Annotated in this window: 25 protein-coding genes and 1 pseudogene; 6 read left to right on the top strand and 20 right to left on the bottom strand. The window is 56.0% G+C overall.

Annotation, left to right across the window (positions count from 1 at the left end):
- The first annotated feature begins 132 nt into the window (after positions 1-132).
- From V8689_RS01605 to V8689_RS01595, 3 genes are read left to right on the top strand one after another with little or no spacing between them, the layout of a single operon-like run.
- Positions 133-480 (top strand): ArsR/SmtB family transcription factor, encoded by a 348-nt coding sequence (locus V8689_RS01605; RefSeq protein ID WP_032856864.1) that lies wholly within the window; start codon positions 133-135, stop codon positions 478-480.
- 38 nt (positions 481-518) lie between these two features.
- On the top strand, positions 519-1,604 hold the full coding sequence (locus V8689_RS01600) for a flavin-containing monooxygenase (protein WP_032856866.1): 1,086 nt from the start codon (positions 519-521) through the stop codon (positions 1,602-1,604).
- Positions 1,605-1,641: 37 nt separating this feature from the next.
- Positions 1,642-2,832 carry an MFS transporter gene (locus V8689_RS01595; RefSeq protein ID WP_082445503.1) on the top strand — a complete coding sequence of 397 codons (1,191 nt, stop codon included), beginning with the start codon at positions 1,642-1,644 and terminating at the stop codon, positions 2,830-2,832.
- Between the two features lie 14 nt (positions 2,833-2,846).
- Here V8689_RS01595 and V8689_RS01590 read toward each other — a convergent pair whose 3' ends face one another.
- From V8689_RS01590 to V8689_RS01570, 5 genes are all read right to left on the bottom strand, one after another.
- Positions 2,847-3,113, bottom strand: coding sequence for an antitoxin Xre/MbcA/ParS toxin-binding domain-containing protein (locus tag V8689_RS01590; protein ID WP_082445504.1), 267 nt, complete (start codon positions 3,111-3,113; stop codon positions 2,847-2,849).
- Positions 3,114-3,247: 134 nt separating this feature from the next.
- On the bottom strand, positions 3,248-3,877 hold the full coding sequence (locus V8689_RS01585) for an HAD family hydrolase (protein ID WP_169871359.1): 630 nt from the start codon (positions 3,875-3,877) through the stop codon (positions 3,248-3,250).
- A gap of 81 nt (positions 3,878-3,958) precedes the next feature.
- Positions 3,959-4,456 carry a hypothetical protein gene (locus tag V8689_RS01580; protein ID WP_033901917.1) on the bottom strand — a complete coding sequence of 166 codons (498 nt, stop codon included), beginning with the start codon at positions 4,454-4,456 and terminating at the stop codon, positions 3,959-3,961.
- A 98-nt stretch (positions 4,457-4,554) separates the two neighbouring features.
- On the bottom strand, positions 4,555-4,872 hold the full coding sequence (locus V8689_RS01575) for a hypothetical protein (protein WP_033901845.1): 318 nt from the start codon (positions 4,870-4,872) through the stop codon (positions 4,555-4,557).
- A 76-nt stretch (positions 4,873-4,948) separates the two neighbouring features.
- Positions 4,949-5,683, bottom strand: a complete 735-nt coding sequence (locus V8689_RS01570; RefSeq protein ID WP_060548093.1) for a metallophosphoesterase — start codon at positions 5,681-5,683, stop codon at positions 4,949-4,951.
- Between the two features lie 176 nt (positions 5,684-5,859).
- On the opposite strand from V8689_RS01570, the gene V8689_RS01565 reads away from it, so the two are divergent.
- The gene (locus V8689_RS01565; protein ID WP_093466079.1) at positions 5,860-6,336 is read left to right on the top strand and encodes a helix-turn-helix domain-containing protein; all 477 of its coding nucleotides are present in this window, start codon (positions 5,860-5,862) and stop codon (positions 6,334-6,336) included.
- 52 nt (positions 6,337-6,388) lie between these two features.
- Here V8689_RS01565 and V8689_RS01560 read toward each other — a convergent pair whose 3' ends face one another.
- The 11 genes and pseudogenes from V8689_RS01560 to lgt all read right to left on the bottom strand — a co-directional run bounded on the left by V8689_RS01560 (position 6,389) and on the right by lgt (position 18,855).
- A complete protein-coding gene (locus tag V8689_RS01560; protein ID WP_434520676.1) occupies positions 6,389-7,099 on the bottom strand; it encodes a hypothetical protein in 711 nt (236 codons plus the stop codon).
- A gap of 80 nt (positions 7,100-7,179) precedes the next feature.
- Positions 7,180-7,983: an IS21-like element ISPsy20 family helper ATPase IstB gene (gene istB / locus V8689_RS01555; RefSeq protein WP_029241171.1), complete on the bottom strand. Its 804-nt coding sequence runs from the start codon at positions 7,981-7,983 to the stop codon at positions 7,180-7,182.
- Positions 7,976-9,475 (bottom strand): IS21 family transposase, encoded by a 1,500-nt coding sequence (gene istA, locus V8689_RS01550; protein ID WP_236310237.1) that lies wholly within the window; start codon positions 9,473-9,475, stop codon positions 7,976-7,978. Before istA ends, istB begins: the two co-directional genes overlap by 8 nt.
- A 103-nt stretch (positions 9,476-9,578) precedes the next feature.
- On the bottom strand, positions 9,579-10,166 hold the full coding sequence (locus V8689_RS01545) for a hypothetical protein (protein WP_434520675.1): 588 nt from the start codon (positions 10,164-10,166) through the stop codon (positions 9,579-9,581).
- Positions 10,167-10,298: 132 nt separating this feature from the next.
- A complete protein-coding gene (locus tag V8689_RS01540; RefSeq protein ID WP_054895966.1) occupies positions 10,299-11,132 on the bottom strand; it encodes a thymidylate synthase in 834 nt (277 codons plus the stop codon).
- Positions 11,129-11,635, bottom strand: coding sequence for a hypothetical protein (locus V8689_RS01535; RefSeq protein ID WP_054895967.1), 507 nt, complete (start codon positions 11,633-11,635; stop codon positions 11,129-11,131). Before V8689_RS01535 ends, V8689_RS01540 begins: the two co-directional genes overlap by 4 nt.
- The gene (locus V8689_RS01530) at positions 11,632-13,704 is read right to left on the bottom strand and encodes a tyrosine-type recombinase/integrase (protein WP_054895968.1); all 2,073 of its coding nucleotides are present in this window, start codon (positions 13,702-13,704) and stop codon (positions 11,632-11,634) included. The genes V8689_RS01535 and V8689_RS01530 overlap by 4 nt, the downstream gene beginning before the upstream one ends.
- Positions 13,701-16,058 carry a site-specific integrase gene (locus V8689_RS01525; protein WP_054895969.1) on the bottom strand — a complete coding sequence of 786 codons (2,358 nt, stop codon included), beginning with the start codon at positions 16,056-16,058 and terminating at the stop codon, positions 13,701-13,703. The genes V8689_RS01530 and V8689_RS01525 overlap by 4 nt, the downstream gene beginning before the upstream one ends.
- A complete protein-coding gene (locus tag V8689_RS01520; RefSeq protein ID WP_054895970.1) occupies positions 16,055-17,302 on the bottom strand; it encodes a tyrosine-type recombinase/integrase in 1,248 nt (415 codons plus the stop codon). Before V8689_RS01520 ends, V8689_RS01525 begins: the two co-directional genes overlap by 4 nt.
- 95 nt (positions 17,303-17,397) lie before the next feature.
- Positions 17,398-17,991: pseudogene (gene thyA, locus V8689_RS01515) on the bottom strand (thymidylate synthase); the annotation flags it as partial.
- A gap of 51 nt (positions 17,992-18,042) precedes the next feature.
- A complete protein-coding gene (lgt, locus tag V8689_RS01510; RefSeq protein WP_003195189.1) occupies positions 18,043-18,855 on the bottom strand; it encodes a prolipoprotein diacylglyceryl transferase in 813 nt (270 codons plus the stop codon).
- A gap of 216 nt (positions 18,856-19,071) precedes the next feature.
- On the opposite strand from lgt, the gene V8689_RS01505 reads away from it, so the two are divergent.
- Positions 19,072-19,818, top strand: a complete 747-nt coding sequence (locus tag V8689_RS01505) for an NRDE family protein (protein WP_056783109.1) — start codon at positions 19,072-19,074, stop codon at positions 19,816-19,818.
- Between the two features lie 112 nt (positions 19,819-19,930).
- Here the strand turns inward: V8689_RS01505 and ptsP are convergent, their stop codons facing one another.
- Together ptsP and V8689_RS01495 are read right to left on the bottom strand one after the other, a co-directional pair.
- Entirely contained in the window at positions 19,931-22,210 is a 2,280-nt protein-coding gene (gene ptsP, locus V8689_RS01500) for a phosphoenolpyruvate--protein phosphotransferase (protein ID WP_003195193.1), read from the bottom strand.
- Positions 22,211-22,232: 22 nt separating this feature from the next.
- Positions 22,233-22,712: an RNA pyrophosphohydrolase gene (locus tag V8689_RS01495; RefSeq protein ID WP_003176750.1), complete on the bottom strand. Its 480-nt coding sequence runs from the start codon at positions 22,710-22,712 to the stop codon at positions 22,233-22,235.
- Between the two features lie 143 nt (positions 22,713-22,855).
- Here V8689_RS01495 and V8689_RS01490 point away from each other — a divergent pair, with 143 nt between their 5' ends.
- Positions 22,856-23,512 carry an HAD family hydrolase gene (locus V8689_RS01490; protein ID WP_056783112.1) on the top strand — a complete coding sequence of 219 codons (657 nt, stop codon included), beginning with the start codon at positions 22,856-22,858 and terminating at the stop codon, positions 23,510-23,512.
- 105 nt (positions 23,513-23,617) lie between these two features.
- Here the strand turns inward: V8689_RS01490 and V8689_RS01485 are convergent, their stop codons facing one another.
- Both V8689_RS01485 and ilvA read right to left on the bottom strand, forming a co-directional pair.
- Entirely contained in the window at positions 23,618-24,031 is a 414-nt protein-coding gene (locus V8689_RS01485; RefSeq protein WP_014720366.1) for a DUF2269 family protein, read from the bottom strand.
- A 40-nt stretch (positions 24,032-24,071) separates the two neighbouring features.
- Positions 24,072-25,586: a threonine ammonia-lyase, biosynthetic gene (gene ilvA, locus V8689_RS01480; RefSeq protein WP_032894657.1), complete on the bottom strand. Its 1,515-nt coding sequence runs from the start codon at positions 25,584-25,586 to the stop codon at positions 24,072-24,074.
- Positions 25,587-25,697 lie beyond the last annotated feature (111 nt).

The following is a 25,697-nucleotide window of genomic DNA, read 5'->3' as shown; positions in this document are numbered from 1 at the left end:
CATTGAGACGTTTGGCACCTGGATTGAGGTGTTGCTCGTCAGTAGATAGGCACGGCCCTCCGGAGTGCTGGCAGGTCGTGCTTTGTCGACCCGACCTTTACATGTGCACGTACATACACATATAGTCGCTACATGACCTTATTACTGAACCGAACCCAGGCAATCGAGGCCGCCATAGAGTCGCTGGACGGTGCATTCTTCAAAGCCCTCTGTGAGCCACCGCGAATCGCAGTGCTGAAGCGCGTAATGCTACTAGGCCGTGCTGATGTCACTGAAATTGCGGCTGACTTACCTCAAGAGCGTTCGGTTGTGTCTCGCCACCTTCAGGTGCTACTAGAGGCGGGGATCGTTAGAGCCACTAAGGTAGGGCGCCAGATGTTCTATGAAGTGGACGGCCCAGCCATTATCAAGCGTCTAGAGGCCATCCTCATCCACACCAAAAGCATCGTTCCACTGTGCTGTCCAGGCGAAAAGGTCTGAGCCTTTTTTTGCATAAATACGTGCATGAGTGCGCATACATGAACATAAGCAGTCAGATGTTGGATGTTATTGTCATTGGTGCTGGCCAAGCAGGGTTGGCTACCGGTTGGCACCTGAAGCAGCACGGCCTCAATTTCCGCATTTTTGATGAGCAATCGCAGCCTGGGGGGAACTGGCGTAATTACTACGACAGCCTTGAATTGTTCTCACCAGCAGCATATTCCTCTCTTCCGGGGCTTCCTTTCCCTGGAGCAGCAGGCCACTACCCTACTAGAGATGAAGTCGTGCGTTACCTCGAACGGTATGCCGACTTCTTCCGGCTACCTATTCTCCAAGGGATTAGGGTCGCGAACGTAGGTCAGGAAGGCGAAGGATTTCGGATCACTGCAACGAACGGACAACGCTTTTGGGCGAGAGCGGTGGTCGTGGCCTCAGGAGCCTTCAGCCGTCCCTACGTGCCCGATATCCCTGGGCTCAAAAACTTCAGCGGCACTCAGCTTCACAGTGCTCATTATCGGAATGCAGAAGCATTTAGTGGACAACGCATTGTCGTAGTTGGCGCCGCTAACTCCGCTGTACAAATCGCTTACGATCTATCCAAAGTTGCAACCGTGACTCTGGCCACGCGAGAGGCGATTCGATTCGCGCCACAACGGATATTAGGAGCAGATTTTCATACTTGGCTGAAATGGACAGGCCTGGAGAAAACTAAGTGGCTAAACGATCAAAGCACGCCTGTACTGGACGACGGAACGTACAGAAAGGCTCTGAAATCCGGATACTTCAATCAAGCAGCAATGTTCTCCGAGGTCACTTCAACAGGCGTTATTTGGGCCGAAGGGCAGCATGAAACCGTTGATAGCCTGATTTTTGCCACTGGCTATCGTCCGAACCTGCCATTTCTCCAAGGCCTTCCAGTAATGGATGAGCAGGGACGAGTGGCGCAGCGCGACGGGCGAGCCGTTCATGTTCCAGGCTTGTACTTTGTAGGCTTGCCCAAACTACGCAACTTCGCCTCTGCAACCCTACGAGGCGTGGGGCCTGATGCCGAACAAATACTTCGGTATTTGCTAAAGCGAGTTCGTAATTTGGAAGCCGCCCCCACGCTCGTAACGCAAAACTGAGCAGCCTACGTCTGAAAAACACAAGAGTCCGTAGCTAGTGAAAAACCTAGAAAGCAGCCAGCAACCTATCAATAGATTCAGGCTTGTGTGGGCATTAGGAATCGCACAAATCCTCGCTTGGAGTTCGACCTATTACCTGCCAGCAGTTCTTGCGACACCAATCACCAAAGAAACAGGATGGTCAGTTACGAGCGTAGTAATTGGATTGTCATGGGGACTGCTGGTCGCAGGAGCTTGCTCGCCCATGGTGGGACGATGGATCGACCGAAATGGGGGACGCCCCGTGTTGGCAGCTAGCTCGTTATTGTTGGCGATGGGTATGCTGTTGATGGGCTTGGCCAGTAACTTGGCCGTTTATTACCTAGCATGGACGCTGATCGGTGCGGGCATGGCTGCTGGCCTTTATGACGCAGCTTTTTCGACACTCGGACGACTACTTGGCGACCACGCACGTGCCTCGATGACTGGTCTAACCTTGCTAGGTGGGTTTGCCAGCACCTTAGGCTGGCCACTGATCGCAGGCCTAGAGCACCAGATCGGGTGGAGGTACAGTTGCTTTGCCTTAGCCGCAATGCACCTGGTAGTTGGACTACCAATCCATCTTCTGACAATTCCCAGCGAGAAAGGCCCCCCAGCCGAATCTGCACCTCTTACAAGTCCCCCGTCCATTCCTAGTTCCAGCAAATTAACCAATCGCATATTCATCCTGCTGGCAGCGCTGCTGACATTCCAGTCGCTGGTTATTTCTTCCGTCTCAGTCCACCTACTTGATGTGCTAAAACTGCTTGGCATCGCAACTTCAACAGCACTGGCCATAGGAATGATGATTGGGCCATCTCAAGTCATGGCACGCCTTGCAGAGTTTTCGATTGGGCGAAACCTACACCCTACCTGGTCGGCTCGTATCGCCATCCTGCTATGCGGGGTGGGTATTGCGCTGCTGTTACCGGCCATCCCGTGGCTGGCCTTCGTAGCCTTGGCGCTTTACGGAGCAGGTAATGGAATTCTGACCATTGCTCGCGGAACATTACCCTTGGCTCTATTCGGCGCGGATGGCTACGGAGCACGTATGGGGCTGCTGGCTCGCCCGATGCTGATTGCCCAGGCTGTAGGCCCCGTAGCAGCAGCACTTGCTCTAGAAAGATTTGGATCAATTCCGCTGTTAGTTGGAATGTGCATTCTAGTAGCAATAAGCTTTATTACGAGCCTTGCTCTCCCTGCCAAATGACTGGCTAAATGGGATTAGTCACGTATGCCGTGATCAAGCCGCATAATCTCGTCATGGATAATTGTGAATCCCATAGGTGTGCACAGCACCCTGCAGGGTGTCTGACGGCCTACACCTACTACAGATCTTACAAGCCATCGCTGCGCCTTCTTTCGGCTTCCAAACACTTCAAGTGCGATTGAGAAGACCTGCTCGTAACGCGCCTGAAAACAGCGATGCCTAGCACTCCAGCAGCCGATCGGGGAGCGAACGCATCGCCCGACAATCCTAAGCTCATTCATGCTTCACCCTCTGGTGATACTGGTCTGGTCGCCCCTCGTACTCTGTGCAGGGGGCATCCTGGCAGGGCCACCTCGTGGCGCGGCCCTTTAGCTCAGACGCAACGCTTACCATCGAATTGAGGATCTGCTAGCAGCTACGTATCACTCAGCACTGATTGTGCAAAATGGGAAAGATTGGAAGCCCCGCCTCCATTCCTGCGCAACAGGTAACCCTTGATACCGACCAGGGCAGGCCCATCCCGATCACACCTTTCTGAGTCGCCAATCATGACGATCCGTCTCTTACCACTGAGCTCATTTTCTGGCCGGACATTAAGCAGATCGCAGGTGTGCTGGTAGATGCCGGCTTGCGGTTTCATAACACCAATGCGATAGCTGAAACCATAGGCCCCAAGGTGCGGGAAAATCCTTTCCACTACGGGGCCGTAGGCCATTGCCAGGTTTGAACATACGGCCAGTCTCACCCCTGCAGCTTGCAGTAGCCCAACGGCCTCAACCGCGTCTGGATAAGGCTGAATGCTTGCCAGCTCTTCCTCCAAGCATTGGTCGAGAAATGCAAGCTGGGAGGGCGAGATCTTGATACCAAAGGCCAGCGCAGCCTCGCTTAGAGAAAGGCGACGGGTCATGATCGCTCGAATGTCATCAGCGCGAGGCAAGCGGCCTTGGCGTCGCCCCTCTCGAAGCAACTGTCGAAACGGATGTGTCGGCTGCTGTATCTCTACCAGCGTTCCGAAGGCGTCAAAGATTACGGCACTGGTCTTCATCTGAGTTTCCTTCGCTGGTCACCGTCCGCAAGACAGCCAGCCACTCTAACGAGAATCAAGCTCAACAACCAAATAACCAATCTACCGAAGAGTAACGCCAAATTTTGAAAAATCATCCACCAGCGTTTTTCGACCCAGCATTTTCGGAAGCTTGAAGACGTTCCTGTACCCATACCACAAAAACATAGGAATAATGACAAGCCCAACTCCAAAGGTGGCCGTTGCAGCAATAATCCCAGCTGGAACCGCTGCTAGCGAAATAACCACACCCTTTACCAAAGTCGACCTTGCAATAATTCGCAGATCATCCAAGTCGCACTCAACTTTCCCACCAGCCTTCTCAAAAGCGACAACAATTATCGATTTCTTTGAGGCATGTTTATAGTACCAAGTTCGCGGAACATCAGTCGCCAAAGCACCATGCTTCGCAAGATACTTCAGCATCACAACCTCCTTGAAATAGAGCGTAGCGCCGTGTTCATCTTCATATCTAACACGTCGATAGAGAGCGTCTAGATCACCGCTCGCTTGAGCATCATAGTTCTTAACAGTCAATGTCAATTTCTTTAACTCGGACATGCTTCTTCCCTTAAACACACATTAACTATTAATGGATTAGATGACGGTGGGGCCTACTGAAGCAGGCTGAGACAGCGGCCTCGACGACGCGGGGGCACTCAAGCGGCGGCAGGCAATCGGCTGACCATGACGTAATGATCGTTGCCTGACACTGTCCGCAATAACGCCATGCCTTCGACCTCCGCTATCACCTCACTAGGGGGTGTGACAATTGTCATCCCATCAACCAGTTGCCCTGAAAGATCGCCATACACATACGCAACGAAACGATCGCCAACTTCAGCTGCATCTACCAGATACGCGTCCACTAGTGCACCCCAATCATGGGCCTGCGCAATCGCCAACTTAGCTGACACCAGACTGGGCAGTCGTATTCCGCCCTCAGCCGTCCAGTCCTGGGAATTCAGACAACTCATGGATTCTCCATCACGTTCGAATTTGAAACCTACTCACTTACTGAAAAAAGCTAAACGCCGGCAGCCCTGTCAGGCTTCATACACTGACAACTAGGTCTGGCCGAAAGCCAGTTTCTTCGGTGGGATAACCACGAGGATTACTCACAAACCGGACGCCATTAACAACCTCATCCACAGCTTCGTGGGTATGGCCAAAGATCCATAGATCGATCTTGAAATCCATCAGGCCATCCCAATTGTTTCCATAGGCTGCTCGCAAGTGAGGATCGGCTCCTTGGTCACTCACGAACTTCATAAGAGGCGGATGGTGAGTCACAACTACACGTTTACCGTTGAATGGCAGAGACAGCTGAGCCTCTAACCACTCCTTCGTCTCTCGATTTCTCGCGATCAGGTCGTCAGGGCGCAAACGCCGATACTGTTCACCGACACGGATAGCGCGAAAGTCATTCAGTGAGTCACGAGCACACCAAGAAGCAGCTACTGGGTCTCCGGTCGCGGCCAGGCTTGTCCAAGCCGTAGCACAGAGAAACTGCACATCACCGTACTCTAAAACCTGATTTTCCAAGACGTGGACGTGCGCCTCAGCAGCGTCAAGCAGCTTGCTGTGAGTTCGATCTATATTCCCGCTGTAGTGCTCATGATTGCCCATGGCGTAGACGACAGGCGTGCTGAAGGCCAGGCTGGCCCATCTGGCCCCCCTGGACTTCACGTGGATGTCGCCGGCTAATACGACCACGTCACAGTCCACCACAGGGGGGACGAAATCGGCGAACTCACAATGTAAATCAGACAGTATGTGAAGCTTCATCCCTAGCCTGCTGACGTCGACTTTCTAATAAATTGATCACTCCCTGGCCGGTCGCCCGGACGCGGCGAGGCTGTCATCTGTAGGCCCACGATAAACGATTGGCGCCATTATTGCCAACTTTCGATATTTATCGACGCATGACGCTGTGGCCCTATTCTTCGTTTTGAGCGCTCAGCATGCAGAACGAGATAGCAGCAATAGTCCGAGCTCTGCGCGACCTTAGAGGATCGGCCCAGGAGGAGCTCGCCGAGATCAGTTCCCAAGCCAATCTGTCGCGATTGGAGCAAGGGAAAACGCAGGTCTCTTTGGTCAAGCTGAGCAAGATCGCGCTGACCCTAGATTTCGACCTCGTGGCTCTGGTCGCACTGTGTCAGGCCCTCCAGGATGGGTCGTCACCTATCGATGTCATGGCGAAGGCTTCGCAGGATTTGGAGGGCTTCATAGCCCTGGGAGGCTTGCAGGGCCTGAAGAAGCACTGGGACGCTGGTGAAGGGCTGGTAAAGCGCACGCGAGGCAAACCCAGCAGTCCAGACCGAATCCGAGCTGTGCTAGAGCTCAAGGCCAGTGGCATGTCGAAGGCGGAGGTGAGTCGAGCGCTGGGTTTGCCTGAAGCGACTGTCAGGCGTTACTGGCTCAAAGAACTGCCTGGGTAGAAAGGGAGTTGTGGGGTACGAGCAGAGAAGCTCTCCACTTGTCCGATTCGATTTAGCGCGGCGGCAGATCCGTGAAGCGCAGCCTGGGATAGATCCGCCTTTCCTCAGCGCATTTGGAAATCTGGAAGAACGCTGACAGCAGTGCATCTTCCGAAGGGCAGTGGCGGGTCATGACCTCGAACTCGTTGTAATCGAACGCTAGGACGCGGACACCGACCTCATCCATGAACTTCAAAATCATGGTGCTGTATTCATCGTAGTTGTCGATAAAAAACTCTCTGACCACGACAACTCCCACTAGGGGGCGTGCAGCAAGATCAATGTCCAAGGGCGTGCCGTCCACAAGCGCCAAGGCTGGATTGCCTTCTCGTTTGATCGTTGAAATAGCGCCACGTAGTTGCTGAAGGCCGTTCTTCAACTGACCTATGGCCTTCTTTCGCTTTCTCTCAAGCGTTGTGTTCAACGTCGCTGGGGTATTGGGACTGTCCTTCGCCTGCAGCAGTAAAGTCACTTCATCGCCCATTACCACTACGTCAGCCAGCTCCTCGCCATCGGAGACCTTCAGCGGGCCATGGATGATCCGCTCGGAGGTATATGCCCGCTGGAGCAGATAGATGATATCCAGTTCCTGAAACGTACCCGGCTCAGTGCGCTCCAACTGTGTATTGGAGAAGCCTTTGGAATGTTGGCGCTGATTTAAAACTGACCCACCCTGCCGATTGAAAATTGACCCAGGACGGATTGCTGATTTTTGCCCCAGCAATTGTGGATAAGCTTAGCAGCAGTGTTCCGATTCAAGACCATCAAGCCCCACCGCAAGCGGCAGGGCATTTATGGTGCGGATCAAAATGGCTCATCGTCCTCGACATCATCTCCGTCCTTGCGCTTTCGTTCCCGTGACTTGATCTTTGTCTGCGCGGCCAAGGTGCTGTGTTGTAGTCGGTAGGACTCGTTGCCCGTTTCGACGATGTGGCAGTGGTGTGTCAGCCGATCCAGCAACGCGGTGGTCATCTTGGCGTCGCCAAACACACTCGACCATTCCGAGAAGCTCAGGTTGGTGGTGATGACCACGCTGGTGTGTTCGTACAGTTTGGACAGCAGGTGAAATAACAGGGCACCGCCGCTTTGACTGAAGGGCAAATACCCCAGCTCATCCAGTATCACCAGGTCTGTTCGTAGCAGTCCCTGGGCGATTCGCCCTGCCTTGCCATCGTACTTCTCACGCTCCAGCAGATTCACCAGATCCACCGTGGAAAAGAAGCGCACGCGTTTGTTGTGGGCCGTGATTCCGGATACAGCCAAGGCACTGGCCAGGTGTGTTTTCCCGGTTCCAGGGCCGCCGATGAACACGACATTCTGCGCGGTTTCAGTGAACGCTAAGCTGGATAGATCGCTGACCAGCCGGGCATCAGCGCTGGAAGCGCTGAAGTCAAAGCCAGCTAAGTCACGGTGCATGGGGAGTTTTGCCATGTTCATCTGATGATTCACCGAGCGTACCGCGCGATCCGCATGTTCCTGCTGAAGCAGATGTTCCAGCAGCCATTTCGATGAAGCCGTCGACGCTGTTCCTTGAGAGACCAGTTCTTCCCAAGCACTGGCCATGCCGTGCAGGCGAAGTTCTTTGAGTTCAGTCATTAGGTCACGCATTGCGATTCTCCTCATCGGTCGCACGGAGCCGGTCGTAGCGTGCCGTATTGGCAACAGGCGCGACCTTGAGTTGCAGGCTGGTTTCTACACAGGGAGGTGGTGTGGTGGAGGTCAGGCGGGCAACGACATTGAGGATGTGATCGGCGCTCAGACTTCCCGATTCAAGTACCAGCTCCACCGCCACCAGCACTGGTTCGAGACCCGCAATTGGCACAGCAGCCAGTACCTGCATCATGATTCGATCACCGTTGGTGTGACGCCTCAGTCCTCGTTTGAGAAGCCGTAACGGTTTTGGCAAATCAGCAAATGGCGCGCCGTTGCGCAATGCACCAGGCTTGCGTTCGATGAGTGGGATGTAGTGCTGCCAGTCAAAACTGACCTGATCTCGATCAAAGAGGCGCTCGTGACTGGCGATCACCGTTTCGTCGGCAATGACCACGATCCGCGAAGGGTACAAACGGCTGCTGACCCACTGGCCGACTCTCTCACATGGCACTGAATAGCGATTTCGCGCCACGCTGATCAGACAGGTGCTGGAGACCCGCACGGTACGCTCGACGTAGCCATCAAATACCGTCGGCATTGGCATCATTTCGACCTGCTCCAGCTCCAAGACCTCGGCCACCGTCAGCCCGTTGTACTGCGGATGCACCAGTTCGCTCCAGAGCGACCGGCAACGTTGGCCGAGCCAGACATTCAGCTCCTCAAAGGTATGGAACATGCAATTTTGAGCATCGAGCCAGATTCGCCTCCGGCTGTCCTGTACGTTCTTTTCGACGATGCCTTTCTCCCAGCCAGAGGCCACGTTGCAGAAGTCCGGATCGAACAGATAGTGCGCGCACATCACGGAAAACCGGGCGTTGACCGTGCGGCCTTTACCTTTGTTGACCTTGTCGACAGCCGTTTTCATGTTGTCGTAGATGCCGCGACGTGGCACGCCACCCAACGCTCCAAACGAGCGCGTATGGGCATCAAATAGCATCTCGTGGCCTTGGCTGGGGTACGCAACCAACCAGAATGCGCGGCTGACGCACAGCTTCATGTGGGAGACCTGGACACGTCGAAAAAGACCACCGATCAGCAGACCTTCTTCGCTCCAGTCAAATTGAAAGGCCTCACCGAGAGCAAACGTCAGCGGTACAAAAGCGCGTAAAGACTTGCCTTGCTCCCCTCGCCAAGAGCGGACAAACGCCGTGAGCTGGCTGTAGCCGCCGTCGTAACCCTCGGCCTTGATCTGCTCGAAAAGCGCTTTGGCGCTCCTGCGGTTGTGTCTTGGCCGGAACGAATCGGCCTTGAGCGCCTGCTCCAGGGTCTCGTGAAAAGGGCTGAGCTTATTGAAGGTTGCGCACCGTTGGTACGCTGGCTGAGTGGCTTCGGGCGCTCTGACCCATTTTCGGATGGTGTTTCTCGACAGCCCGGTACGCTTGGCTATCTGATGCAGCGAGAGCTTGTCGCGGAAGTACATCCGCCGGATTTTTCCCAACATTTCCATGCTGATCACCCTGTGTTCTCCTGCTCAAAAAGTGAGCAGAAGCAGTTGAACACCTGGGTCAGTTTTCAGTCGGCAGAACAGCCTCTACTGGGTCAGTTTTCGGTCAGCGGCAACAGCCTTTGGAACCTCGAAAGTCCTGGCGGGTAAGGTCGGTGATCAAATAGTCCGAAGGGAACAGATCCTCCTCTAGGAACACCGTTGTGGCACGAGCGTCGTCCTCATAGGTCGTGAGGCTGAACCATCTGTCCGCCCGCTCATACATCTTGGGCCAGTGATCTGCACCAATCGGGCTGAGTGTACCGAGCTCCTTGCGGAGCTGACCAAGCTTCGCCTGGGCCTTACAACTGAACAGCTCACGATTGTGCTCGTCGAAAAAGCACACACTGAACTCGTCAGGGAGGCTCTGCAGTGCCTCGGTGAGAGGGTCACCAGGGATGAGTGGGGTTTTGATCAATAGCGGGCTTTGTGGGTCATCAAAGCAGGCAGTGAGAAGCGTAAGTCCCATCGTTTCGTCTGCCTTGTATGGCGCGAGGTAAAGCTTCAGTTCACGCCTTTGCTGAGCGGCCAGGATCAGCTCTTTCCCTGCCTTGATTACCAGCACGGAGCCCTCAGGGCCTTCAACGATCCATAACCCACGGGCTAATACAGCGATTTGCTGAAGCGCTTGTGGCTTCATGATCGTGAGGTACATGTGAACTCCTTGGCGGTTGCCTGAGTGCGTCCTGCATAACCTGAAGCCTAAAGCGATGAGGCTAGGCCTAGACTTGCCATTCAACACCCGCATCCTGGCCAACCAAGATTGGCTAACCAGGCATCGACTCAGTTAGATCGATACAGGAGCGGGGATATGAGGATGTGGGTCATAACCCACAATCTCAAAGTCTTCAAACTTGTAGTCGTAGATTCTGTCTGGCTTACGATTGAACTGCAACTTAGGCAGAGGGCGAGGCTCGCGAGTTAGCTGCAACTTTACTTGCTCAATGTGATTCAAGTAAATATGCGCATCACCCATAGTAACGACAATTTCGCCAACACCCATATCACACTGTTGAGCAAGCATATGAGTTAGAAAACTCGCCCCGGCTAAGTTGTACGGATTCCCAAGCAGCAGATCACTCGACCGGATATAGAGGTGTGTCGACAACTTATTGTTAGCCACATAAAACTGATAAAGCAGATGGCACGGCGGTAATGCCATCTTTCCGTTACGCGCATTTTCTTGAGGGCTGACAGACTCATCTGGCAGGTACTCGACATTCCATCCATGGAACAGAATGCGACGGCTGTTCGGGTTCGTTTTAAGCGTGTTAACAACGTAGTCGATCTGGTTGATGGTTTTGCCATCCTTAGTCGGCCACGCAGTCCACTGCTTACCATAAACCGGCCCAAGATCGCCATCCTCGGTTGCCCACTCATCCCAGATTTTGACACCATTCTCCTTGAGCCATTTGGTGTTGGTATCACCATTCAAGAACCAGATCATCTCATTGATGATGCTCTTGAAATGCAGTTTCTTCGTGGTCAGCAGTGGGAAGCCATCTTCCAGGTTGTGGCGGAATTGACGACCAAACACGCTCAGCGTGCCTGTCCCTGTGCGATCGCCTTTCTCGACGCCGTTCCCCAGCACGTCGGCCAGCAAATCGTGGTACATCTTCATTTCGGATCCTCTAGATTTACGCTGACCATATGCAGCGCATCACGCAATTTCTGAATTTCAGTATCCCGCTGCTTGAGCTTGGCCGTGAGCTCGGCATTTTGATCCACGTAGTAGGCCCTGGACTCAATGACACCGGTCAGCCGCTTATCAAGAGTCGCATACGAGCTCTCAACATCCTGATACCTATTGAACCAATAAAGCACTTCCAGTCGGCTCTTTTCAAGCCGTTGCATCAGAATGGTCTTGGGATCTTGCTTCTTCTCAGCTTTGACCTTCTGAACCATCGCCTCAACGATGCGGCTTTCCTTGATGGCCTCAAGCTTCTCCATCGGCCACCCCCGCATCCTGATGGTATTGCGATGGATCCCTGTGATGCGACTGAGCTCAGCAACCGTAGGCTTCAGCGATTTATCGGAGGCAATCTGGAGGATGCCTTCGGCTAGCTGCTCGGTATTTTTCTCGAAGTCGAGCTTATTCCGAGAATCAAAAGCTTGGGTGGTCATAGCTCAACCTCTTCTCCCAGATACTCCAGGACTCCTCTAGCTTCCTCCATCGCAGCACGAAGCTCCTCTTCCGTGCTTGCGGACGACGGGGAGCTCAACGCAAGGCTGTTCGAGACATAAATTTCTCGCCACTTAGGCGCATGCACTTTGGTGACGACAGCGTTCTTACAGCGATTAGGGTTGCAGCGCAAAGTCCCGATGCAAGGCAGGGAGTCGTCGTGAGCCTCCCGCTGACCGCCATAGCAAAACCCTTGCCCAACGTTGATGATCGCCAAGCGTTTCTTTGCCATCTGAGCAATGACCTGTTCTTTCGTGTACCCAGCGGCCATGTAGCCGTCGAATACCTTTTTCATCCGAGCTTTATGGCTCTCGGCATTAGGCCCGGCGTAGTTGCCATCAGGATCGCAGTAGCTTGTGATGTACTCTTCCTCAGCTACCTGACTAGGCGTCTTGCCACCAGATCGGCCACCCTTTGAAAGGATCTCCGCAATTGCGCCGTACCCGAGCGAAACGGCGCTGAACGATTGGTTTTGTCCTGCTCCACCGATAAGGTCACCAAAATGCTTCAACTGGTGTGAAATGAACGGGAGGCCAAGCTCAGCCCTTGCCATTTGGTAAGCCAATGTGTGCCGTAAGGTGTAGGGCGAAAACTCAAGAGACTCAAACTCTTCGTCCGTCAGGATCTCCTTAAAGAAGGAACTGAACTGAACTGAGATCCCAACTGAGCTCATAGAGGCCGGCTCCGCTCCCTGAGCGACCGTGTCCACATTTGAAAACAGATACGGGTTCTGTTTGACCTTGGCGATCAGGCAGGCCGCACGAATGGCGTCGCGCACGATAGGAATTGCGACCCATTTGTCATCAAACAACTTGGCAAGTCCTTGACGGTGTTTCACCACGTTGCTGATGAGCAGCCAGTAGTCATTCTCTTTTTCCATGCAGGACTCCACCAAGATCTCAGAGAGCTCGGAGGGTCGCATTCCCGTGTACTGCGCCACGAGATAGCACGCACTGTAAGAAATAAAGTTGATGTACCGACGAAACTCATCATCCAGGGGCACTTTGGTAAGCTTAAGCAAGGTCTCTGGCGCTTTGAAGTCGTGCTGCCTGTTTCCCGATAGAAAGTCTGGGCGAACAGCACCAATCGCCGCCCCCATGGCGCTGGAGTCATAACCCTTGCGTCGAAGCCGTAGGGCCACGTAAAGGTCGTAATTGTAAGGCGTCAATCTCTGGCTCTTGGCCGATGAGTAACCTTTAGCGTTCTGACGCGTTAGAGCGATCAGGTCGTTCACCGGCTCGCCCAGTACGCTCAGGAAGTCGACGACGGCAAATGAGGCTTCGCGAGAGGCCTTCTCGAATACATCGTTGGGAAGAATCCGATACGTTTTTTGAGACTCGTCTACCCGCTTAAGCACCTTCGCCCAAGGCAACGAGTCAAGCTCAACGTAGGGCAGAGGCTTATCAAAAATCTGTTCCAAGAGGAATGGCGACCTAATCGCTGTGAAAAATCTCTGAAGCTCAGGGCCGAAAGCGTGGGGGTGTACGAGAGCGGCGGTACGATACATCCCTGCATCAAAGTACGAGAGGCCATGGTAACCGACCTCGAAAAACTCACCCGTCAGGATTTCCCGCGCCTGTCCTGACATTGTGTTAACAAAGCTGAGCCCCGCCTTGAAGCAGGAGATGGCAGTATTGGCCTTGATGTTCCTTGCGGAGCTTGTCAGCGATTGCAGGCTGGCCGGCATCTTCAGCCAGCAGTACATCGCCACCTTTACCTCAAGGACTGCTGACTGGTTGACCAATGGGAAACTCCCGAAATCAAGCCTCAGCTTGGCACCCTGGATGTTCCTGGCTGCGTTCGGGTAGTCCTCGTTGAAGTCCCAAATGGGATCACCCAAATCTGACGTTTTGCTGACCGGTAGCGCCAAGAGCGCGTTGTACCAAGACAGCGCCTCAACTGGCACAGCGCTAGACTCGCCAACATCTTTCTGCAGGCCCAGCAGCAGACCATGAGCGGCCATACGCCATTTTTTGAAGGCTGCAAATTCAGGAATGATGGATTCGCTCACAGAGTTACCCCCTCTGTCAGGATATCGACCTGCAGGTTTTCAGAAAGGCGCTCGGCTTTAGCCAGCTCATTTGCTGAAAAATCAGATGTCTCCGGGTCAAGGATGCTGTTGAGCACGTCAAGGTTATCCAGGATGACGGTGCCGTAGGGCGTATCGAGCACCCGGTTTACCTCAATCATCCGCTGGTAATCGCGACGGCGAGCAAAGAGCTCCGGCAGGTGCGAAACCGTGATTATGCTGTTACTGCACGAGAGGCACTTGTTGAACAGCGTGCACGGCTTGCTGGGGTCGTAGTCCTTCAGATTTTTGATGAAGTCTGGCGGGTCGTACACGTTCATGCATGTGACCGTACCAGTTTCCATGGGCATGCCTTTTGGGGTCGACTCGATGGTTTTCGTTGGGATGATCGTCACCGACTCGTCCATCGTTTCTTGGTGCATCTCACGGAGCACTTTATTCAACATCTTCCGCGCCATCGGGTTAAAATCCATTTGATCAAGGTACGCCATAGTGGTGCTAATGTTCTTATGCCCTAACATCACTTGAATCTCCCGAGGAGACACACCGCGCTCAATCAACTCACTCACAAAACTTGGTCGAAACCGAGAGGCCGACAATGGCAATGGGTTGCCCTCTTCATCAAGCAACCCCCGATCTTCAGAGAAACCCTTCATGATCTTATTAATCATATTGCCGGAAGAATTCTCAATGGAGTCAACCACCCCGAACTTTCTGGGAGAGCTTGAGCGATAGATGAATAACTTATTCTCAACTTCAGGCTGAGCTTCAGCGCGAAGATTACGGGTCAAGAATTTAATGTCATCAAACACCTGTTTTACTGCGCGCCCCTGAGAAGTTGTAAGCCACGAAATCTCGGCATGAAACAAATCAAGATGGTACATCTTCTCGCCATCTGATCGCTCTTTCCAATACAGCAAGCAAGGCCGATCGGTTAGATCGTGACGTTCGATAAAGTCATCGAGATCGAGACCCAACAACGAATCAGCGTTCATGCCAGTAACCTGGGCGAGCCGGATCACATAGGGTGCTAGCACCCGGCTGTCAATCTGATAGAGAACACCCCATTCTTTATAGATATCAAAGATCGACAATTCGGAACTTTGGATAATTGTAATGAAAGCCTTTTCATAAGCATCTTCACGATTGGCCGACTTGAAACCCAAAGGCTTGCAATTGAGTTTGTTCTCAAAGATCCAGCGGGCGTTTTCAATAGTGGCACACCCACGCCGAATCTTGCCATTAGGCGCAACGGGATCCTCCCCTACATGGCTCAGAACATACGGCTGTGCCAGACGGTTAGTCTCCGCAATCTCTTCAAGGATGGCTTCGGCAATGCGAGCACGTACTGGAGCAGAGTAAGGCTTGTATTGATCAGTTTCTCGCTCTGGGTCGAAGCCTTGGGCAGCCATGAAGGTCGTCAGCCCTAGCCCATTAATCTGAAGTGCACGCTCCATCATTTTCCGGGCCGAGCTCATCAGCGTGTTGCAATGGTTTGTCGACAACACGCGCTCAATAATTTTTTCTTGAAGATATACCCGAAACTTGGGCAAAGCATAGACGCTTACCAGCTCACGAAGATCTTCCAGCCCTGTGAATTCCGCCACCTTCAGATAGTCTCGAAAGTACTTAAACGCTTCGATAAAGTTTGCCTGACCCGATTCACTGCTGGCGTTCATCGACGCAGCGCTGAACACATGGAGCAGGTGAATAAATGGACGCTCCGGCTCTACTGACATGACATCAGATAGCCCATAAATGGAGACCGAACGAAGTGACTTGAAGGCTGCCTTCAACTTCCCCGCTTCCGTTAGCTCGACGGGCTTTTTCGACGCGACGCGCTCGACGACTGTTTGATACTCCCTATCTAGAACTCCCAGCGCTCTGAGGTCTTCAAGGATCTCCTCGAACGTAGACCGCACCAACTCATATTTCGCCCTGGCAGAGGGGAAGCCTACCAATTCAGGAACATCACTCAAATAACCTCGATATCGAATGGTGTTCGCCGCCACCGGAATCGCTAGCTTCTGTTCTTTAGGCATGCCCTCATACCAGGCAAGAAGCCTGCGGCGCCATTCGCAAGCGCCCGAAGGATGACCTGAGACAATGATCCCCTCATCTGCCATCGCATCCAGGATGGGCTGAAAAAGCGAAGCTTTATTCTTGACCGTCGAGGCACTCAAGCCGGTTTGTTCGATCACATACCCAGCAGACACCGCCAATTCGGCATTTTTGCTCAAGCAGATCTGAAGCAACGACTCTCGATCATCAGTAGCTAGGGCAACAAAGGACTCAATGGTCGCGTCTACCTGCGAGCCCGTTAACCGACTACTCATTTCATATCTCCCGCATCAATTCTCAGGCGCGTCCGGTCGGCGAGCTCAGCCATCTCGCCGGCCTTTGTTTTGGTCTCAGTCCCAGGGCGAACAAGCTTCTGATAGATGTCGTGAGGAATCTGTGTGTAAGTTTCGGCTGTCTTGAGCCGGGAATGCCCCAACGTTTTTTGTACGGCTACCAGCCGGTCAAGGTAGCTCGTGCCAATATCCGGCGTGCGGAGCAGGGCATAAGCATTCCCATGACGCAGCTTATGCGGGGAGATCATTCTGTTGATCTTCATAAGATTCAAGGCACGCTTCGAGGTGCGCTCAAGGAGCTTGGAGACGGAGCGCGCTGTGAACTCGCCACCCTCAGCATTCAGGAATGCAGGAGTGGTCTCGGAGCTGCCGAACTGGCGCTTGTGCATCTTGTACAGCGGAGAGGCGTGGTACTTCTTTATGCGAAGCAACGTTGCCCTGCTCACCAAGGTATCGCGAGGCTTGAAGGAATCAGCGGGCCCCTTACTCCCATCGATACGAAGGGGACAATAGTCGGCATTCACCGCGACAGAGGCACCGGGTGAAATGAACATGGTGTCTTGGAAGCGAAGAGCGTCATCAATCGCCCTCAGGGTCACGCGAGGGACTTCCGAGCGGCGAATGCCTGCGTCATACATGAACTGAAGGAGGCACCGCTCACGCTCGCTCTCGGTGGCAAGGATTAGCTGTAAGAGGTCGTCCAGGGAACAGGCCACCACCAGATTCTTGTTTGGACGCGGAGACAGCAGCCCACCCGCATACGGGTTAGCTTCTTTTCGAGGAGGAGGGACATCGTCCACCCAATTACAAAGCGACTTGTTGAAGAAGGCCATGAGCGATGAATCTCGATTGCGGACAGTCTTCTTCGAGATCCCCTCAACCTCGCGCAGGTGCGCAAAGTATTCTTGGATAACGTGGGTACGGATCTCCAGGTAAGCGGAATCCCGCTCACAGCTAGCGAACTCACGGCGGCTGCTCAGGTACTCATGGACATAACCAAGGTTCCGGCCAAAGGTCATGGCGGTCTGCTCAGCTATCAGCGCAGCTTGGAGTTGCTGGGAGAGGAAGCCGGACATTAGAGGCATCAGGCGCTCATCGTCATCAAAGACGGCTGCTCCTGTGACCTTCAAGGTTTCTTGAGCTTGATGCTCATCAAGGGTGTCGTCCCGCCTGGTCGGGGACTCACTGAGATCTAGGGGGTTGCCCCGTACCGCGATTACCTTCACTTCTTCCTTCCTTTTCAAAGCGGCCCGTACTATACACAATGTGCATTTTGATATGGGGCACAATAAACAGGCTTGGAAGGCTTACTGGGTTACGCAGTCATTACGTACTGTGCAGTTTCTTCTCGGGGGCATAAAAGGAACACGTCGGAGCTGCGGATATACAGCTGCATCGACAGATGGCCGTCATGCACGAACGCCTGGTACAGCAAATGGCACGGCGGCAGGGCTTGCTTACCGTTACGCGCGTTTTCCTGCGGGCTCTGGGTTTCGTCCGGCAGGTATTCGACGTTCCAGCCATGGAACAGGATGCGACGGCTGTTGGGGTTGGTCTTGAGCGTGTGCACCATGTAGTCGATCTGGTTGATCGTGCCGCCGTCCTTGGTCGGCCAAGCGGTCCACTGCTCGCCGTACACCGGGCCCAGGTCGCCGTCTTCGGTGGCCCATTCGTCCCAGATCTTCACGCCATTTTCGTTGAGCCATTTGATGTTGGTGTTGCCGCTCAACATCCAGATCAGTTCGTTGGCGATGCTTTTGAAGTGCAGCTTCTTGGTGGTCAGCAGCGGGAAGCCGTCGGCCAGGTTATGCCGATACTGACGCGCAAACACAGCCTTGGTGCCGGTGCCCGTGCGGTCGCCCTTGGTCAGGCCATTGGTCACGACGTCCTGCAGCAGTTCGAGATATTGCTTCATGTTTTTACCCGTATCGTTGAAGCCAAGACCTCCTGGTCTTGGCATTCGAATTTAAAGCGCGGCGTTCTTCAGCGGCTGCGGGCGATTGTACGCCCACCACAGCATGCCCAGGCCCGCCAGGATCATCGGCAGGCTAAGCACCTGACCCATGGTCAGCCAGCCCCATGCCAGGTAGCCCAACTGCGCATCCGGTACCCGTACGAATTCGACGATAAAGCGGAAAATCCCGTAGAACAGCGCGAACATGCCCGACACGGCCATGGTTGGGCGTGGCTTGCGCGAGAAGATGTAGAGGATAAGGAACAGTGCCACACCTTCCAACGCGAACTGGTACAGCTGCGACGGGTGGCGCGGCAGTTGCGCCGGGTCGCTGAACGGCGGGAACACCATCGCCCACGGCACGTCGGTCGGCTTGCCCCACAGCTCGGCGTTGATAAAGTTACCAATGCGCCCGGCACCCAGGCCAATCGGTACGAAGGGAGCGACGAAGTCCATCAGCTGGAAGAACGACTTGCCATTGCGCCGGCCAAACCACCAGGCGGCGATCATCACGCCGATAAACCCGCCGTGGAACGCCATGCCGCCCTTCCACACTTCGAAGATCAGGGTCGGGTTGGCGAGATATGCAGACAGGTCGTAGAACAGCACATACCCCAGGCGCCCGCCGACGATCACGCCCATCGACATCCAGAACACCATGTCGGAGAGCTTCTCCTTGGTCCAGGTCGGGTCGAAACGGTTCAGGCGCCGGGAAGCCAGCAGCCAGGCACCGCCGATGCCGATCAGGTACATCAACCCGTACCAATGGATTTTCAGCGGACCGATGGCCAGGGCCACCGGGTCGATCTGCGGGTAAGGCAGCATTGCGACTCCTCGTTAAAACATTTAGTCATGACGCACCGGACCATGCCGATGTGCGATTAAGCCTGCGTTACAGCTGCGAGATCAAATTAAGAAGTTCACATACACACCAAACAGCCCGGCATGTTAACGGATCAGAGGTGCGCGGCCCAACTTCGAGACGATGGAACACCTGCGCGTCTGTGGGTAGAGTGGCAAAAACACAAAAGGGGTCACCCGATGTGCCTGATTGTTTTCGCCTGGCGACCGGGCCATGCCCAACCGCTGATCGTCGCGGCCAACCGCGATGAGTTCTACGCCCGCCCCAGCCTGCCACTGGCTCAGTGGGCGGATGCGCCCCAGGTCTATGCCGGTCGCGATCAGGAGGCCGGGGGCACCTGGCTGGGGGTGAACGCGGATGGGCGCTTTGCCGCCTTGACCAATATTCGCGACCCGCACCAGCCACCAGCACGCAAGTCTCGCGGCGAATTGGTTGCGCGGTTTCTCAGTGGTTCGCTGCCGATTGACGATTATTTGGCCGATGTGAATGGCCGCTCGATTGAATACGCCGGGTTCAACCTGCTGGTGGGCACGCGGGATGAGCTGTGGCACTACAACGCCAAGGACACCGAACCGACGCTGCTGAAGGCTGGGGTGTATGGGTTATCCAATGCCGGGCTGGATACGCCCTGGCCGAAGTTGCTAAAGGCCAAGGCGGCGTTCAGCGCAGTGCTGGAGAACCCCGAGCCGGAGGCCCTGCTGCGGATTCTGAGCGACCCGCAGACCGCGCCGTTTGCTGAGCTGCCGGACACCGGCGTAGGCCTGGCGACTGAAAGCCTGCTGTCGAGCGTGTTTATCGCCAGCCCCAGCTATGGGACACGGGCGAGCACGGCGCTGATTGTGAATGCCGATGGGACGCGGCGGATGCTGGAGCGTAGCTTTGGCCCGCACGGTGGGCGGCTGGGTGAGGTCGAACTGGAAATCTGATCGTTCCCACGCTCTGCGTGGGAACGCCTCTTGTGACGCTCTGCGTCACGCTCTAAAAGCCGACGCGGAGCGTCCAGGGCTGCATTCCCACGCAGAGCGCGGGAACGATCTGTTAAAGGGTTTTGGCCGAGGCCGGGTTGATCATCCGGGTCAACCCCAGGTTCTTCAACGCCAGTTGCAGCGAGCTGTGGATAACTTGCGGGTTGTCGATGGTCATCAACTCGGCGAGCAAATCCTTGGCCCTGCTCAATTCCACCTGGCGCAGCATCCACTTCACTTTCGGCAAGTTGGTGGCGTTCATCGACAGGCTGTCAAAACCCATCGCCATCAACAGCACCGCCGCCGCCGGGTCGCCGGCCATTTCGCCGCAGATACTCACCGGTTTACCTTCGGCATGGGCGTCGCGCACCACGTGTTGCAGCGCTTGCAGCACCGCCGGGTGCAGGTAGTCGTAAAGGTCGGCCACCCGTGGGTTGTTACGGTCCACGGCCAGCAGGTACTGGGTCAGGTCGTTGGAGCCCACCGACAGGAAGTCCACCTGCCGCGCCAGTTCCTTGGCCTGGTACACCGCCGCCGGGATTTCGATCATCACCCCAATCGGCGGCATCGGCACATCGGCGCCTTCGTCGCGCACTTCGCCCCAGGCACGGTGGATCAGGTGCAGGGCTTCTTCCAGTTCATGGGTGCCGGAGATCATCGGCAGCAGGATGCGCAGGTTGTTCAAGCCCTCGCTGGCCTTGAGCATGGCGCGGGTCTGGACGAGGAAGATTTCGGGATGGTCGAGGGTAACGCGAATACCGCGCCAGCCAAGGAAGGGGTTGTCTTCCTTGATCGGGAAATAAGACAGTGACTTGTCGCCGCCGATGTCGAGGCTGCGCATGGTCACCGGTAACGGGTGGAAGGCTTGCAGTTGCTCGCGATAAATCGCCAGCTGCTCCTTCTCGCTCGGGAAACGCTGGTTGATCATGAACGGCACTTCGGTGCGGTACAGCCCCACCCCTTCGGCGCCGCGCTGTTGCGCACGGGCGACATCCGCCAGCAGGCCGGTGTTGACCAACAGCGGTACCCGGTGGCCATCGGGGGTGACACACGGCAGCTCGCGCAGCGAATCCAGGCCCTGGGCCAGTTGCTTCTCTTCTTCCACCACCTCGGCGTATTGCTTGCGCAGCACGTCGCTGGGGTTGGTGAATACTTCGCCGCGATGCCCGTCGACGATCATGTCGATGCCATCGACCTTGGAATACGGCAGGTCCACCAGGCCCATCACCGTCGGGATACCCATGGCCCGGGCCAGGATCGCCACGTGGGAGTTACCCGAACCCAATACCGACACCAGGCCCACCAGCTTGCCTTCAGGCACTTCGCCAAGCTGGGTGGCGGTCAATTCTTCACTGACCAAAATGGTGTTATCGGGGAAGACCATGTTGGTGCTGCGGTCTTCCTGCAGGTACGCCAACAGGCGGCGGCCCAGGTCGCGCACATCCGATGCCCGCTCGCGCAGGTAGGCGTCGTCCATCATTTCGAAACGGTTGACGTGATCGGTGACCACCTGGCGCAACGCGCCCTGGGCCCACTGGCCGGTCTTGATCACGGTCTTGACTTCGTTACCCAGGGACGCGTCGTCGAGCATCATCTGGTACACGTCGAACAGCGCACGCTCTTCGGGGCGCAGCTGGGTGGCCAGCTTGGTCGACAGGTTGCGCATGTCGGCGCGCACGCCTTCGAGGGCGGTCTTGAACAGTTTGATCTCGGCGTCGATGTCACTGACGCTCTTGTCCGGCACCACATCGAGGTCGGCGGGCGGCAGCATGACCACCGCAGTACCCACCGCAGCGCCTGGCGAACCCGGTACACCGACGAACTTGGCTTCCTGGATACCCTTGCCCTGGCGCCCCAGGCCGCGAATCGAGCCGGTCGCTTCGGCGTGGGCGATAACCCCGGCCAGTTGGGCGCTCATGGTCACCAGGAAGGCTTCTTCGCCTTCGTCGAACTGGCGACGCTCTTTTTGCTGGATAACCAACACGCCGACAACGCGGCGGTGGTGAATGATCGGTGCACCCAGGAACGAGGCGTAGCGCTCTTCGCCGGTTTCGGCAAAGTAGCGATAACGCGGGTGATCGGCCGCGTTCTCGAGGTTCAGGGGTTCTTCACGCGTCCCCACCAGGCCCACCAGACCTTCATTGGGCGCCATGCTGACCTTGCCGATGGAGCGCTTGTTCAAGCCCTCCGTGGCCATCAGCACAAAACGGTTGGTCTCGGGGTCCAGCAGGTAAACCGAGCAGACCTGGCTGCCCATGGCTTCCTTGACGCGCAACACAATAATCCCCAACGCCGCCTTGAGATCCTTGGCGGAGTTAACTTCCTGGACGATCTTGCGCAGCGTATTGAGCATGGCTCGGGGTCGAACTCCGTCGTCAGTCGCGCGCTAAAAGGCGCGGGGCAAGCTCTTTGAGAGCGCGACGATAAACCTCGCGCTTGAATGTCACCACCTGGCCCAACGGATACCAATAGCTGACCCAGCGCCAGCCATCGAACTCCGGTTTACCGGTCAAATCCATCCGCACCCGCTGCTCGTTGGAGATCAGGCGCAAAAGAAACCATTTCTGCTTCTGGCCGATGCACAGCGGTTGGCTGTGGGTACGCACCAGGCGTTGCGGCAAACGATAGCGCAACCAGCCACGGGTACAGGCCAGAATTTGTACATCTTCGCGCTCAAGGCCGACTTCTTCGTTCAACTCACGGTACAAGGCGTCTTCAGGGGTTTCGTCGGGGTTGATTCCACCTTGAGGAAACTGCCAGGCATCTTGGTTGATTCGGCGAGCCCATAGCACCTGTCCGGCATCATTCGTCAGAATAATGCCGACATTAGGACGGAAACCATCGGGGTCGATCACGGCAACAACCTCGCAAACGCATGTCGCCGCATTGTTCCACAAAGGTTGTTCCAGCGGCAACGAGGCTTCTTACCTTATGTGCACTCTTGTGAAAAGACCGTATTCTGGACGCCTTTTTACAGACTTTTCAGCGAGTAACTGCAATGCGCCTGGCTTTATTCGACTTGGACAATACCCTTCTGGGCGGTGACAGCGATCACGCCTGGGGCGATTACCTGTGTGAACGCGGTTTTCTCGACCCGGTGGCCTACAAGGCCCGCAACGACGCGTTCTACCAGGACTACCTGGCCGGCACGCTGGATAACGCCGCCTACTTGAACTTCTGCCTGGAAATCCTCGGCCGCACCGAGATGGCTCAGCTGGACGCGTGGCACAACGACTATATGCGCGACTGCATCGAGCCCATCATGCTCCCCAAGGCCGTCGAGCTGCTGGCCAAGCACCGCGCCGCCGGCGACAAGCTGGTGATCATCACCGCCACCAACCGCTTCGTCACCGCGCCGATTGCCGCACGCCTGGGCGTCGAGACCCTCATCGCCACCGAGTGCGAAATGGTGGACGGCCGCTATACCGGGCGCAGCACCGACGTGCCGTGCTTTCGTGAAGGCAAGGTGACGCGTTTGAACCGTTGGTTGGAAGAAACCGGGCACAACCTGGAAGACAGCTACTTCTACAGCGATTCGATGAATGATTTGCCGTTGTTGGAGCAGGTGACGCATCCGGTGGCAGTGGATCCGGATCCGAATTTGCGCGCTGAGGCTCAAAAGCGTGGCTGGCTGGTGATTACACTGCGCAGCTGACAACGCTATCGCAGGCAAGCCAGCTCCCACATTTTGACCCTGTTCTCATGTTGGAATCCGGTCAAGTGTGGGAGCTGGCTTGCCTGCGATGAAGGCGACGCGGTTTCAAACAGGCTTGGCGCCCATGAGCCCTGCAATCGCCACAAACCCCACCAGACTGACCACCGCCAGCACCAAGGTGAAGTTCAGGCTCCCGCCCTCGCCCTTGCGCAGCCGATTGAGCCGCGCGACCAGCCAGAACCACGCCAGCGCCGCCACGGTGTAGAGGATGCTGGAGCCCAAGATCCAGGTTTGCCCCAATGGCCAGCCGAGCAGGTGCACCAGCCACCAACCGGTGAATGGCATGCTCACCAGGCAAATGCCCATCAGCAGCCATACAAATGCCCAGGGGCGCTGCACGGTCGCGGCCGGGCCGGCGCTGCGTTTACGCCACGCCAATACCGCCAGGCCCAGGCCGCTGAGCAGCAGCAATACGGTGGCAGTGATGTGGATCACCTTGAGGGTGGTCAGCGTTTCCATGGTCTCTATTCCTTATAGGCCGCTCAGTCAGCGTAGTCGCTCAACCGAGGAACAGCTGGTAAGCCGGGTTTTCGCTTTCATCCCAGTACGGGTAACCGATTTGCGCCAACGCGGCAGGCACCAGGTGGCGCTCGTCCGCCGGCACTTGCAAGCCCGCCACCACTCGGCCGTCAGCCGCGCCGTGGTTGCGGTAGTGAAACATCGAGATGTTCCAGCGCCCGCCGAGCTTGTGGAGGAAGTTGAACAACGCCCCCGGCCGCTCCGGAAATTCGAAGCGAAACACCAACTCGTCGCTGACTTTGGCCGCATGCCCACCGACCATATGGCGGATGTGCAACTTGGCCAGTTCGTTCTCGGTGAGGTCCAGCACCGGGAAACCCTGGCTGGTCAGGCTGGCCACCAACGCGCTGCGCGGGTCGTTCTCCGGGTGGGTCTGCACGCCGACGAAAATGTGCGCTTCGCTGCCGGAGTGGTAGCGGTAATTGAATTCAGTGATCTGGCGTTTGCCCACCGCTTCGCAGAAGGCCTTGAAGCTGCCCGGCCGCTCGGGGATGGTCACCGCGATGATGGCCTCACGGCCTTCACCGAGTTCGGCGCGCTCGGCCACATGGCGCAAACGGTCGAAGTTGACGTTGGCGCCCGAGTCGATGGCGACAAAGGCCTGGCCGCTGACGCCACGGGTCTCGACGTACTTTTTGATCCCGGCCACGCCCAGCGCACCCGCCGGCTCGGTGATGGAGCGAGTGTCGTCGTAGATGTCCTTGATCGCCGCACAGATTTCATCGGTGCTGACGGTGATCACTTCATCCACGTAGTCTTTGCAGATGTCGAAGGTGTGCTGGCCGATCTGCGCCACCGCCACGCCGTCGGCAAAGATGCCAACGGTGGGCAATACCACGCGCTCGCCCGCCGCCATGGCAGCTTGCAGGCAGTTGGAGTCGTCCGGCTCCACGCCGATGATCTTGATCTCCGGGCGCAGGTATTTCACGTACGCCGCAATCCCGGCGATCAGGCCGCCGCCGCCCACCGGTACGAAAATCGCGTCCAGCGGCCCTGGGTGCTGGCGCAGGATCTCCATCGCCACGGTGCCCTGCCCGGCAATGGTGTGCGGATCATCGTAGGGGTGGATGTAGACGTAGCCTTTTTCGTCGACCAGCTTGAGCGAGTAGGCCAGGGCTTCCGGGAAGGAATCACCGTGCAGCACCACTTTGCCGCCACGGGAGCGCACGCCTTCGACCTTGATCTCCGGGGTGGTCTTGGGCATCACGATGGTGGCTTTCACCCCCAGCACCTTGGCCGCCAGGGCCAGGCCCTGGGCATGGTTGCCGGCCGACGCGGTGACGACACCGCGCGCACGTTCTTCGGCGCTGAGCTGGGTGAGCTTGTTGTAGGCGCCGCGAATCTTGAACGAGAACACCGGCTGCAAGTCTTCGCGTTTGAGCCAAATCTTGTTACCCAGCCGCTCGGAGAGCTGGCGGGCAGTCTGCAAGGGGGTTTCCACGGCGATGTCGTAAACGCGCGAGGTGAGGATTTTTTTGACGTAGTGTTCAAGCATCGGCAGGCATCTACTTCACGGGTTGGGCAGGGCCAAGGAGTCTAACCCAGCGTTTGGCCGGGCGACCACACGAATCCCGAGGTTTTGTTGGGTTATACTCGCCGCCCTCGT

Origin of the sequence: Pseudomonas sp. AK181 (genome assembly GCF_051122975.1) — a bacterium.
GTDB lineage: Bacteria > Pseudomonadota > Gammaproteobacteria > Pseudomonadales > Pseudomonadaceae > Aquipseudomonas > Aquipseudomonas lactis.
This window is presented reverse-complemented; position numbering and strand designations above follow the sequence as displayed.

Excerpts from the sequence above, each read along its gene's own strand:
- V8689_RS01605 (WP_032856864.1), top strand. The coding sequence starts at position 133 with ATGACCTTATTACTGAACCGAACCCAGGCAATCGAGGCCGCCATAGAG.
- V8689_RS01600 (WP_032856866.1), top strand. The coding sequence starts at position 519 with ATGAACATAAGCAGTCAGATGTTGGATGTTATTGTCATTGGTGCTGGC.
- V8689_RS01590 (WP_082445504.1), bottom strand. The coding sequence starts at position 3,113 with ATGAATGAGCTTAGGATTGTCGGGCGATGCGTTCGCTCCCCGATCGGC.
- V8689_RS01585 (WP_169871359.1), bottom strand. The coding sequence starts at position 3,877 with ATGAAGACCAGTGCCGTAATCTTTGACGCCTTCGGAACGCTGGTAGAG.
- V8689_RS01580 (WP_033901917.1), bottom strand. The coding sequence starts at position 4,456 with ATGTCCGAGTTAAAGAAATTGACATTGACTGTTAAGAACTATGATGCT.
- V8689_RS01575 (WP_033901845.1), bottom strand. The coding sequence starts at position 4,872 with ATGAGTTGTCTGAATTCCCAGGACTGGACGGCTGAGGGCGGAATACGA.
- V8689_RS01570 (WP_060548093.1), bottom strand. The coding sequence starts at position 5,683 with ATGAAGCTTCACATACTGTCTGATTTACATTGTGAGTTCGCCGATTTC.
- V8689_RS01565 (WP_093466079.1), top strand. The coding sequence starts at position 5,860 with ATGCAGAACGAGATAGCAGCAATAGTCCGAGCTCTGCGCGACCTTAGA.
- istB (WP_029241171.1), bottom strand. The coding sequence starts at position 7,983 with ATGCGTGACCTAATGACTGAACTCAAAGAACTTCGCCTGCACGGCATG.
- istA (WP_236310237.1), bottom strand. The coding sequence starts at position 9,475 with ATGGAAATGTTGGGAAAAATCCGGCGGATGTACTTCCGCGACAAGCTC.
- V8689_RS01545 (WP_434520675.1), bottom strand. The coding sequence starts at position 10,166 with ATGTACCTCACGATCATGAAGCCACAAGCGCTTCAGCAAATCGCTGTA.
- V8689_RS01540 (WP_054895966.1), bottom strand. The coding sequence starts at position 11,132 with ATGAAGATGTACCACGATTTGCTGGCCGACGTGCTGGGGAACGGCGTC.
- V8689_RS01535 (WP_054895967.1), bottom strand. The coding sequence starts at position 11,635 with ATGACCACCCAAGCTTTTGATTCTCGGAATAAGCTCGACTTCGAGAAA.
- V8689_RS01525 (WP_054895969.1), bottom strand. The coding sequence starts at position 16,058 with ATGAGTAGTCGGTTAACGGGCTCGCAGGTAGACGCGACCATTGAGTCC.
- lgt (WP_003195189.1), bottom strand. The coding sequence starts at position 18,855 with ATGCTGCCTTACCCGCAGATCGACCCGGTGGCCCTGGCCATCGGTCCG.
- V8689_RS01505 (WP_056783109.1), top strand. The coding sequence starts at position 19,072 with ATGTGCCTGATTGTTTTCGCCTGGCGACCGGGCCATGCCCAACCGCTG.
- ptsP (WP_003195193.1), bottom strand. The coding sequence starts at position 22,210 with ATGCTCAATACGCTGCGCAAGATCGTCCAGGAAGTTAACTCCGCCAAG.
- V8689_RS01490 (WP_056783112.1), top strand. The coding sequence starts at position 22,856 with ATGCGCCTGGCTTTATTCGACTTGGACAATACCCTTCTGGGCGGTGAC.
- V8689_RS01485 (WP_014720366.1), bottom strand. The coding sequence starts at position 24,031 with ATGGAAACGCTGACCACCCTCAAGGTGATCCACATCACTGCCACCGTA.
- ilvA (WP_032894657.1), bottom strand. The coding sequence starts at position 25,586 with ATGCTTGAACACTACGTCAAAAAAATCCTCACCTCGCGCGTTTACGAC.